Here is an 11,929-nt window from a genome sequence, read left to right on the forward strand (position 1 = left end):
GTCGATCGATCGCGATCGATCGGCCAGATCTCGGCGGCGCGGTAAGCCATCCCCCCGAGTTGTGATGTTAGATCTCGATCGATGGGAACAATTGCGATCGTGCTGTCGAGACGAGGCAGCCTTCGATCGCCTCAAAGGGATTTTAAGAGAGATGGGGATGCCAATCTCGCGGGAGTTACTATCCCCACAAAATCTATCTTCAGAGGCGGCACTCGCTCGGGCGCAGCGTCAAATTCAACGTCAACAAGCGCTCGCGTCCACGATCGCTCGCATTCGCGAATCCCTCGACCTCCACGATATTTTTCATACCACCACCTCCGAACTGCGTCAGCTCCTCGATGCCGATCGCATTGCGATCTATCGGTTTTACGAGGACTTTAGCGGTCAGTTCGTCGCCGAGTCCATCGCACCCGGCGGCGTTCCTCTGTTGTCGAAATACGCCGAGACTGTCGAGACGGCGGTGGTGACGTCCCCAGGGATTCACTTTGAATCCAACAGCTTACCCCTCACCCAATCCGGAAAATCTCCAGCGCAAATCCTCGAGGAACATGGTTCGCCCGTGTCGGCGATCGTGCCGATTTTAGAAGGAGAGTTTTTGTGGGGCTTGCTGGCAGCCAGTCATGCTGAAGCCGATCGCCCTTGGCATCCTGACGATGTCGAACTCCTCGAACAAGTCAGCATCAATCTCGGCGTCGCCCTCAAACAGTCGAAACTGCTCCACCGCACTCAGCAGCAAGCCCAGCAACTGGCGAAAGCAGCACAGCGTCAAAAAATGCTGACGGTGACGATCGAGAAAATTCGGCGATCGCTCGATATCGATACGATTTTTACGACGACCACTCACGAGGTCCGACAACTGCTCGATGTCGATCGCGTGGCGGTATACTATTTCAACCCCGATTGGAGCGGACAGTTCGTCGCCGAATCCGTCTCTGAAGGCTGGACGAGCCTGTTAGAGTTACAGATGACTGTGCCTCAAGTTCAAGGAAATTTGATGGCTTGTCCGAAAATGAAAGTCTTGGTGGAAGCGCAAGATCGAAACCCCAGCGATGAGAAGGAGGTTCCCCTTCATCCCCGTCAGGTGTTTACGGTTGAAGATCTCGAACGCGCCGGGTTTCAAGCGTCTTATTTAGAGGTTCTCAAACTCTATCAGTGTCGCGCGTATGCGATCGTCCCCATTTATCAAGGTAATACCCTCTGGGGAATGTTGGCCGCCTATCACAACGCCGCACCGCGACAGTGGGAAACGGCAGATGTAGAGCTGTTGGTGCAGATTAGCGAACACCTCGGCGTCGCGTTGCAACAAGCCGAACTCCTCGAACAAACGCGAATGCAAACTCGTCGCCTCGCCAAAACGTTACAGGACTTGCAAAAAACTCAAACTCAGTTAATTCACAGTGAAAAAATGGCGGGGTTGGGTCAATTGGTGGCGGGAGTCGCTCACGAAATTAACAATCCTGTTAATTTTATTTACGGAAACTTGACTTACGTTCGAGATTACGCTCAGGATTTGATCGATTTGATCGGCGTGTATCGCGAACAGGTGACAGAGCCGATCGAGGCTGTCGAAGAGAAAATCGACGAAATCGATTTGGAGTTTATCGTCGAAGATCTACCGAATTTGATTTCTTCGATGAAAACGGGAACCGATCGCATCCGTCAAATCGTGCGATCGCTGCGAACGTTTTCCCGACTCGACGAAGCTCAAAAGAAAACGGTCGATATTCATGAGGGAATCGATAGCGTGTTGTGGCTGCTCAAGCATCGCCTGACTTCGAGCCACGACGAACAGATTAAAGTGGTCAAAAAGTATACCCAACTCCCGAAAGTGACCTGCTACGCCGCTGAGTTGAATCAGGTGTTTATGAACTTGCTCAACAATGCGATCGACGCCCTCGAAGACTTAAAAGATCCGAAGAAAAAACCCACGATCGTTCTGGCAACCGAACAACTCGACGAAGATAATATTTTAATTCGCATTGTCGATAATGGTGGTGGAATTCCCGAAGAGATAAAACAGCGAATTTTCGATCCGTTTTTCACGACGAAATCCCCCGGAAAAGGAACGGGTTTGGGATTGTCTGTCAGCTATCAAATTGTCGTGGAAAATCACGGCGGCGATCTCAGTGTGAAATCGAAACTTGGTGTCGGAACGGAATTTGCGATCGAGATTCCGATTAAGTCGATCGATGGAGAGGAATAGTTGAGAGTTGAGAGTTGAGAGTTGAGAGTTGAGAGTTGATAATTGGAAGGTTGACGGCTGTTTTTCCACTTCGCAACCCATGATAAAACGCGCTCTGCTATTGCTCGGTCTGCTTTGGCTTCCCCATCCGGCTTCTGCTGCTTTTCCCGAACCCGAACGCAGCGAAACGGCGATGGTGGTGTCGGCGCATCCCCTGGCTAGCGAGGCCGGAATGGAAATGTTAGAACGGGGTGGAAACGCTGTCGATGCAGCCGTTGCAACTACCTTTGCAATTTCTGTCGTCGAACCCTTTTCGGCGGGAATCGGCGGTGGCGGGTTTTTGTTGCGCTACGACGCCGACGCGCAGGAGGTTACGAGTTTGGACTTTCGCGAACGTGCGCCGTTGGCGGCGACGGAAACCATGTATCTCGATGAATCGGGGGAAGCGATCGCGCGATCGAGCCTCGACGGATATCGAGCCGTCGCCGTCCCCGGAACGGTGGCAGGATTGTACGAGGTTCACCAGCGTCACGGAAGCTTACCGTGGGAAACGGTGGTGCAACCGGCGATCGCTCTAGCACGAGAGGGTTTCCCCGTCAGTCGTCGCTTCGTGGGTGCAGTGGAACGGCGGCGAGAAATGTTGCTCTCCAACGATGCGGCGAAAGCGGCGTTTACGCAAAACGGCGAGTTTTACGAGGTGGGAGATACGTTAGTTCAACGCGATCTCGCGGTGACGCTAGAACGCATCGCCGCCGATCCCGAGAGTTTTTATACCGGAGAGATTGCTAGGGCGATCGCTTCAGATATGGCAGCCCACGGCGGACTGGTGACGTTGGAGGATTTAGCGGCGTACCGTCCCGTTTGGCGCGATCCGGTGTGCGGTCCGTTTCGTCAAGTGCGGGTTTGTGCGATGGCACCGCCGTCTTCGGGTGGGGTTCACCTGCTGCAAATCCTCAATATCCTCGGCGATACCGAGATCGAAAGCTGGGGATGGCATCACCCGGACGCGTTGCATTTACTCGTCGAAGCCATGCGCGTCGCCTACGCCGATCGCGCTGAGTATTTGGGCGATCCGGATTTTGTCGAGGTTCCCGTCGCCGAACTCACCAGTCCCGAGTACGCGGTACTGCGTCGGGAGGCGATCGACATGGAACGGGCTACGCCCTCTAGCGACGTGAAACCGGTGGACGAGGAAACGTTACGACGGTTGCGGGAATCTCGCGATACCAGTCATCTGACGGTGGTAGACGGCGATCGCAACGCAGTCAGCCTCACGTTTACCGTCAACGGTGGCTTTGGGGCGGGGGTCGTGGCGGCGGGAACGGGAATCCTGCTCAATAACGAAATGGACGATTTCGCGATCGCCCCAGGCGTGCCGAATCTGTACGGGTTAGTCGGCGGTGAAGCTAACGCCATCGAAGCGGGAAAAACGCCCCTGTCGAGTATGACTCCGGCGATCGTTACTGAAAACGGTCAGTTGCGACTGGCACTGGGAGCGCCGGGAGGCAGTACGATTATTACCACCGTGCTGCAAGTGTTGCTCAACGTGGTGTTGTACGACATGGACGCCGGGGAAGCCGTGGCCGCACCGCGACTGCACCATCAATGGTTGCCCGATCGCACGATCGTCGAACGCTGGGGATTCGACGCCGCCACCACCGAAGCCTTAGAAAATCGCGGTCACGAGTTGATGGTTTGGGACGGTTGGGGTAATGCTAACGCCATCGTCGTGACGCCAGACGGGATCTTAGAAGGGGCTGCCGATCCGCGAGGGGAAGGAACTGCGCTAGGGTTGTAAGGCTAGAGTTACTGTTGAGGACGTGGCGATGCCGACTCAGTTAATTGCACTTTTGGCTGCGTTGTTGTTGTCGTGGTTGGTGTTTACCTGGTTAATTCGCGTGGTGAAGACGACGATTACCACGGCAATTTCGATCGCGGCGATCGTGTTGGTGTTACAGGTGGTGTTCGGTATCGATCCCGATATTCTCTGGCAAGAAATTCTTCGCTTTGCTCGGACGCTTCAAGAGATGTTTCAGAACGTCTCTAACGAACCGTCTAAGTTGGGGAAATAGTTGAGAACCACAGAGAAGGCGATCGCTTTAAGTCGTCCAACAATAGGTAAAGATACCTGTATTTCACAACAACTTAGAAGGTCTTTATCATATTTCGTACCAAAAATAGCAACCTCGTAATAATTCATTACATTCAAAAGTCATTGAGGTGACGACCTTTCCCGATAGAGTTGTCAGACCGTTCTTCTCGGGCGATCGACGAAATCCACGACAAGCTTTTGATAGAATTATGAAAATCTCGCCGCGACCGTTTGCGTCAGCGTTGCGGATCGAACTCGCAGTTCCCCGTCAATCCGGATAACAGTTTTCCAAATGGCGCGGGTCTGCGGTATCCTCATGACGGTTAGCGCCCCACTCTCAAGAGATGGGGAAACAGTCTTAACCTTTCGTGCCAGATTGACGACCCCAGTTGGGATTTAATAGAGAATAAGAATAACCATGAGATATCGTGCGTTAATTGCCGGACTCGTCGCGCTCTGCGTTGGATTCCTAACCGCTTGTAGCGAAGAACCCGTCAGCCTCCTGAGCGATCGAACCTACACCTACGACCAGATAAGAAATACCGGACTCGCCAACAGTTGCCCGCAACTTCCCGAAACCGCACGGGGCGAATTTTCCCTCGACAGCGGAGAGTCTTACATTCTCACCGATTTGTGCTTGGAGCCGACTAGCTACTTCGTCAAAGAAGAACCGACGAACAAGCGTGAAGAACCCAAGTTTATTGGAGCGAAACCCCTGACTCGTTACACCTCGTCTCTCGACCAAGTGACGGGGGATTTAATTCTCGATAACAACGGGGTTTTGAGCTTTAAAGAAAAAGAAGGTATCGACTTCCAAGCGATTACCGTACAACTTCCCGGTGGCGAACAAGTTCCCATGCTTTTTACCATCAAGAACTTGGTGGCTCAAACTCCCGGCGGTCAAAACGGAATCAGCACGTCGACGGATTTAAAAGGACAGTATAAAGTCCCCTCCTATCGCGGTGCTACTTTCCTCGACCCGAAAGCTCGCGGTCAAGCCACGGGATACGATAACGCTGTCGCACTTCCGGCGGCGGCTGACAACGAAGAAATCGTTCGGGAAAACGTCAAACGGACTCCCGTATTAGACGGTGAAATCGAATTGCAAGTCTCGAAAGTCAACAGCCAAACTGGAGAAGTTGCGGGAATTTTCCAAGCTATCCAACCTTCAGATACGGACTTAGGGGCTAAAGAACCGGTAGAGGTCAAAATTCGCGGTTTGTTCTACGGTCGCGTGGAACCAGCGATGTAAGGTTTGCGCTTTTAGGCAATTCTTTTTTTCAGCCAATTTTTTGGATTTACTTTGAATGCGGTCGTTTGGGATAACCTCCAGACGGCCGTTTTTACGATGAAGAGGGAACGGGGAACGGGGAACAGTCAGCAGTGAAGACAGTTTTCAGCTTCCTCTCTCTTCATCCCATCACTGGTGACTGGTGACTGGCGACTGGTGACTGGCGACTGGTGACTGGCGACTGGTGACTGGCGACTGGCGACTGGTGACTGGCGACTGGCGACTGGTGACTGAAAAAATCATGTATTGGTACGACGGACGACTTTACAATTCGACGACACTGCAACTAGACGTGACCGAACCGGGACTGTTGTACGGTGCAACGGTGTTTACAACGCTGCGGGTTTACCAGCAGTCGCTACAGCATCCGCGAACCTATTGGGAAGGTCATTTACGGCGGTTGCGGGAATCCATCGAACGGTTCGAGTGGAATTCGCCAGATTGGAACTGCATTGATGAGGGTGCAAAACGGCTGTGTTCGGACTTTCCGGTGTTGAGAATCGCACTGTTTTCCGACGGACGGGAGTTGATAACGGGGCGATCGCTCCCTGGGGATTTATTGCAACGACAGCAACAGGGAGTTGTGGCGTGGGTGGCGGAGAAACCGCAGTTTCGTCGTGCAATTCCCGAGACGAAAACGGGAAATTACCTTCCGGCGTGGTTGGCGTTGCAACAGGCGAAACGGGAGGGTGCGGCGGAAGCCATTCTGACAGATAGTTACAGCCGTTGGTGTGAAACCAGTACGGGGAATCTCTGGGGGTGGTGTGAGGGGAAATGGTGGACGCCACCGTTGGAGGTAGGGATTTTACCGGGGTTGGCGCGAGAACAGATTTGCGATCGTGCGAGTTGGCACAATATCAGTATCGGTCAACAGCCTTGGTCGGAGTCGTTAGTGGTGAAGTTCGAGGCGATGGCGTATACCAACAGTGTCGTCGAAGTGGTTCCGATTTGGAAGGTGGTAACAGGGAACGCTGAAGCGTCGTTAACGTTCGATCCCGATCTTCCGAGTCTTAGTGAATTGCGATCGCTCCTCGCAGGCGATCTTTATTGAATAGTCTGGGTGGGTGGTATTATACAGTAATGATGAAAACAGCTTATAGTGGTTTGCATTTATGATTTGTTCTCAATGCGGAAGTGAACATCACGTCAAAAATGGCCATGCCTATTATGGAAAGCAGAGATTTAAATGCAAAGATTGTGGTCGTCAGTATGTTGAGGGATCTCAATACCAACATATTTTTCAAGAAACTTGGGAATTGGTCGTTCGCGAAGCGGAACGGAGTTCTCTCGACTTCTTTTAGAAAAAAGGCTCTTCCGACATTGGTATGTGAGGTAAATGCCTGTAGCCTCTATCTGGAAAGGGATTTCGCGATTTGAGCCCCCTTTTTATACAGTTTAGTGAAAACTCCTTCCCTGTAAGGGTTTCAGCTATTTTTTGCATAGTAAGTTCGGAAGAGCTAGAAAAAATATCCTTAGCTGGTATTTCTCGGGCTGCAAGAATTTCTATACGACATCTTCAAGACTATGTAAATAAGAAGTTGGCACAGATTCCTCGAAAAGTTGAAGTGATGCCAAAAAAAAGGAGAAACTGATTGTTCAAATGGATGAACCCTGGTCGTTTGTCGGCCGCAAGCCAGTCAAGCAGTGGGTTTGGCTGGCTTTAAATGCTGAGATGCGCGAAATTGTTGGTGTCTATATTGGTGCGCGAGATCGAGAAGCGGCACGAAAATCATGGGAATCTTTGCCTCCTGTTTATCGTCAATGTGCTACTGGCTATACCGATCTTTGGGAATCTTCTCAAACTGTTTTGCCTAGCAAACGACATAAAGCTGTTGAAAAGGATTCGGGAAAAACCAGTTATATTGAAAGATTCAACAATACTCTTCGTCAGCGTGTATCTCGACTCGTTCGTAAAACCTTATCTTTTTCTAAAAAGTTAGAAAATCACATCGGTGCGATTTGGTATTTCGTCCATCATTATAATGCTTCAATCCGCGCTCGTCATCATCACTGTGCATGACTACCGGGCGTGTCATCAATTAGGAAACTTGACTAAATCACCGTGATGTGTGTGTGAGAGGGATTTAGAGCCGCCAAATTACAGATGCTGCCAGGTAAATTCCCCCAAAAAAGTAATGGTAGGGTGTGTTACGCGGTTAAAAAATGGGTTTGAAATCTAGTCAATGAGATTTCCGCATAACGCACCGACTGAAACATTTCAACAGTTGTCGGGCGAGCATCGCCCACCCGACGAACCACGAACTTATTCTGTACCTTCAATCGGTGCGAAACCGTGACGCTGGATGTTTTCAGTAATCGTGCGCGGTTCTAAAAATTGTAAAACGTAATCCGAACCGCCTGCTTTAGAACCCACACCAGACAGTTTGAAACCGCCAAAGGGTTGACGAGAAACGATCGCCCCCGTAATTCCGCGATTGATATAGAGATTTCCCACTTCAAACTCCGCCATCGCGCGATCGATATGGGACGGAGTGCGCGAATACAAACCCCCCGTCAAGGCGTAATTCGTCGAGTTCGCCACCGTTAAGGCTTCGTCGAAATCCTTCACTTTCAACACCGCCAACACCGGCCCGAAAATCTCCTCTTGAGCGATCGTTGCATCGGGAGACACTTCTGTAAACACCACGGGGCCGACAAAATATCCCGGTTCTGGCGAGGGAGTTTCGATCGCCACCTTTCCCTCTTCCTTCCCTTTTGTAATATACTCGCGAATCCGTTGCTGGGCTTTCGCGTCGATGACTGGCCCCACTTGCGTACTGGGTTTCGACGCATCCCCCACATTGAGCGATCGCACCGCTTCGACTAACCGCGACACAAAGCTATCGTACACAGATTCAACAACAACAACTCGAGAACAGGCCGAACATTTCTGGCCGCTGTAGCCAAACGCCGACTGAACCACACCCGCGACAGCTTGGTCTAAATCCGCACTTTCATCGATAATAACCGCGTTTTTACCGCCCATCTCGGCGATGACTCGCTTCAAATGTTTTTGTCCCGGTTGTAACACCGCAGCTTCGCGGTAAATCTGACATCCGACTTCCTGAGAACCCGTAAAGACGATGGTGTTGATGTCGGGATGTTTCACCAAATGCGCCCCCACCGTCGAACCTTTTCCGGGGATAAATTGAAACACGCCTTTGGGAATTCCCGCTTCGATGAGGATTTCCGCTAACTTCGCCGCGATGACGCTAGAGACTTCCGCCGGTTTCAGCAGGGTGCAGTTTCCCGCCACTAACGAAGCCACTGTCATCCCGGTGGGAATGGCGAGGGGGAAATTCCAGGGGGAAATGACGAGGGTGATTCCGCGAGGTTGGTAGTGGTAGCGGTTGTTTTCGCCGGGGATGTCGTAGTTCGCCCCGGATTCGAGACGTTCCATCTCGTCGGCGTAGTAGCGACAGAAATCGATCGCCTCCGAGACTTCCGCATCGCCTTCTTTTAACGGTTTCCCCACTTCAAACACCATGACGGCGTTGAGTTCGTGGCGACGCTGTTCGAGGAGTTCGGCGGCTTTGCGAAGGATGGATGCGCGATCGATCGCTGGAGTTCGCCGCCACTGTTGAAATGCAGCTTTGGCGGTAGCGACAGCGAGATCGGCTTGTTCGATGGAAATTTGTCCGACAATTCCCACCACTTCCTCGGGATTGGAGGGATTGAGAGAGTTTACACTCTCGAGAGTTTCGCGGTATTCTCCATCAATCCAGGGACGATAAGATTGTCCGAGTTGCTGGTGGAATTGCGCGATCGCCGTCAATCCAGTTTCTCGCAATTCGGCTTGGGCGTAATCGCTATCAGCGACGTTGGGGAAGGGTAACGTATCCGGGGCGAATTCGGGTTTTTCGGGATCGGGTTTTGGCGGGGCGATTAACGCCTCGATGGGGCGATTTTCCAAGTTCTGACGCAAAAAGGAACTGTTCGCCGTGTTTTCCAGTAACCGCCGAATCAGATACGACATTCCCGGTAACAGTTCGCCGTAAGGACAGTATACGCGCACCCGATGTCCCCGCCCGGCGAGGACTTTCGCCAGTTTGTCCCCCATTCCGTAGAGAACTTGCATTTCGATGCGGCGAGGGGGGATTTTCAGGGTTTCGGCGATCGCGCAGGCTAAGGCTTGCGATCGAACGTTGTGACTCCCGATCGCTGCATATATATGAGTGTGATTTTCCAACAACAACCGTGTCAAACGCTCGAAGTTGGCGTCGGTGGCGGCTTTGTCGTTGTAAACGGGCTGTTTCCAGTGGTGTTGTTGCGATCGAATCGTCTCCCGATCCCAATACGCCCCTTTGACTAAGCGTACCGTCACCGGGGTTCCCCGTTCCTTCGCCCAGTCGATTAACTCCTGTAAATCCCGTTCCGACTCGCGAAGGTATCCCTGTATCGTCATTCCGATGTCGCGGCGATCGCGAAACTCGTCTTCGAGAAGGATTTTTTTGAGAATCGCCAGAGTCAGATCTTTATATTCGTACTGTTCCATGTCGAAGTGAATCGCCGCCCCCACTTTCGCCGCATGACGCAGTAAATCCCGAACGCGATCGCTGACGCGGCTTTCGCTTCCTTCGGCGTCGAGGGGATCGAATTGGGAGTAAAAGGCGGTGAGTTTGACGGAAACTTGTACTCGTGGGAGGGGTTCGCCCTCGGCTTCGTCGATTTGTGGAACGGAACTCCAAGTTTTCGCCGCCTCGGAAAGCGTCGTCATCAATTCCAGGTAGCGATCGAAATACTGTTGCGCTTCGGCTTCGGTGATGACGGCTTCGCCGAGGAGATCGATGGTAAACGCCAGGTTGTCTTTACGGAGGCGTTCGACGGTTTTGACGACTTTGGCTAAGTTTTCTCCAGCGATGTATTTATAAGCCAGGGTTTCGACGCCAGTTGAAACCGTCGTCGCGGCGAGTTGTCCCGGTACGGAGTCGCCGCCGCTAAAATTAATCAGTTGTTTGAGAGCGTCGGGAAGTTCGACTTCTTCGGTGGTGAGGTATTCTTGCAGGTGACGGGCGATTTCGGCTTTGCTTTGCAAGGCGGGTAAACAGTCGATGAAGCGGAACAACTGCACCCGCAATCCGGGGTTACTCATCGCCCAGTCGAGGAGTTTGTCGTCCCAGCGCATGCGATCGCGCATTTGGGCGAAAAAACTCCCTTTTTCGCGAGTTGCGGCGAGAAGTTCGCAGGCGATTTCTTGGGTTCTGGCTTCGTAGGGATGGCTGGCTGTCATGGGTGCGATCGCTGCTTAATTTAAGTTCACAAAAAGAAGGTGTTAAGAAACGGAAACGATCTTAATTTTAGGTGATGGAGTTAACCCTCGTTCCCCGGTCGATTTCTGTTTTTGTTAAGGTTCGATCGCTTTATTTTTTAGAATGATTTCTAGATATCTCCAAAACTCTATAACTTAGTCCCAGCAATGGATTTAGGAAGTTTTATCCCAAGTCAATATTTAGCAAGACCCACGAATTTTTAGGCTCTTCCGAACTTACTATGCAAGAAATCGCTGAAACCCTTACAGGAAAAGAGTTTTTGCTAAACTGTATAAAAAGTCCGCTAGTCGCTTTCTAGCGCCGAGTTTCAATCCCTCAAAGGGATTTTGGTGAATTTCAACGTTAATCTTGCTTGGCACAGCGATCGCGATACCTAGTTTCAATCCCTCAAAGGGATTTTGGTGAATTTCAACGGTGAAGCTGGCGGGGACGATGAAAAACTTCCTCGATGTTTCAATCCCTCAAAGGGATTTTGGTGAATTTCAACCCCGGCGCTTAACCGTTTCGCCTCGGGCAAGACGAAGACTGTGGTTTCAATCCCTCAAAGGGATTTTGGTGAATTTCAACGCGTCCATATGACTGTGTCGGACGGTAATAGAAGTTTCAATCCCTCAAAGGGATTTTGGTGAATTTCAACAAGGAGATTCTCGAGCGAATTAGATATCTCAGAGGTTTCAATCCCTCAAAGGGATTTTGGTGAATTTCAACGCCACCGAATACGAATCACGGTGCGGTCGTACCGTGTTTCAATCCCTCAAAGGGATTTTGGTGAATTTCAACTCGACGCTGAAATCGATCACACCGTCGCATTTTCTGTTTCAATCCCTCAAAGGGATTTTGGTGAATTTCAACCGGGCTGTTGAGGGAGCGATCGCAATCGTTCTAAGTTTCAATCCCTCAAAGGGATTTTGGTGAATTTCAACTCGCAAGAGAGGTTGAGTTGAGACTGTCGAGATGTTTCAATCCCTCAAAGGGATTTTGGTGAATTTCAACGTCGAACATCCCCGTGAAGGGGGCGATCGCATCGTCTGTTTCAATCCCTCAAAGGGATTTTGGTGAATTTCAACGACGCATTTTAGGCTTAAGCATGACAA

At 51.2% G+C, this 11,929-nt stretch carries 6 protein-coding genes, 1 pseudogene and 1 CRISPR repeat array; of the genes and pseudogenes, 6 read left to right on the forward strand and 1 reads right to left on the reverse strand.

What is annotated here, in order from left to right; translation table 11 throughout:
• From POG22_RS18100 to POG22_RS18125, 6 genes and pseudogenes are all read left to right on the forward strand, one after another.
• A partial coding sequence (locus POG22_RS18100; RefSeq protein ID WP_498906707.1) for a GAF domain-containing protein occupies positions 1-2,203 on the forward strand: 2,203 nt, incomplete at its 5' end.
• A gap of 79 nt (positions 2,204-2,282) precedes the next feature.
• Entirely contained in the window at positions 2,283-3,980 is a 1,698-nt protein-coding gene (gene ggt / locus POG22_RS18105; protein ID WP_498906708.1) for a gamma-glutamyltransferase, read from the forward strand.
• 28 nt (positions 3,981-4,008) lie between these two features.
• A complete protein-coding gene (locus POG22_RS18110; RefSeq protein ID WP_498906709.1) occupies positions 4,009-4,254 on the forward strand; it encodes a hypothetical protein in 246 nt (81 codons plus the stop codon).
• Between the two features lie 438 nt (positions 4,255-4,692).
• Entirely contained in the window at positions 4,693-5,526 is an 834-nt protein-coding gene (locus tag POG22_RS18115; RefSeq protein WP_498906710.1) for a photosystem II manganese-stabilizing polypeptide, read from the forward strand.
• Between the two features lie 280 nt (positions 5,527-5,806).
• Positions 5,807-6,616, forward strand: a complete 810-nt coding sequence (locus POG22_RS18120; RefSeq protein ID WP_498906712.1) for an aminotransferase class IV — start codon at positions 5,807-5,809, stop codon at positions 6,614-6,616.
• A gap of 61 nt (positions 6,617-6,677) precedes the next feature.
• Positions 6,678-7,585: pseudogene (locus POG22_RS18125) on the forward strand (IS1 family transposase).
• A gap of 243 nt (positions 7,586-7,828) precedes the next feature.
• On the opposite strand, the gene pruA reads toward POG22_RS18125, so the two are convergent.
• Positions 7,829-10,795, reverse strand: a complete 2,967-nt coding sequence (pruA, locus tag POG22_RS18130) for an L-glutamate gamma-semialdehyde dehydrogenase (RefSeq protein ID WP_498906711.1) — start codon at positions 10,793-10,795, stop codon at positions 7,829-7,831.
• Between the two features lie 344 nt (positions 10,796-11,139).
• A CRISPR array of direct repeats spans positions 11,140-11,902; the repeat unit is 37 nt; unit sequence GTTTCAATCCCTCAAAGGGATTTTGGTGAATTTCAAC.
• The last annotated feature ends 27 nt before the right edge of the window (positions 11,903-11,929 follow it).

The organism is Geitlerinema sp. CS-897 (assembly GCF_028368005.1).
GTDB classification, from domain to species: domain Bacteria; phylum Cyanobacteriota; class Cyanobacteriia; order Cyanobacteriales; family Geitlerinemataceae; genus Baaleninema; species Baaleninema simplex.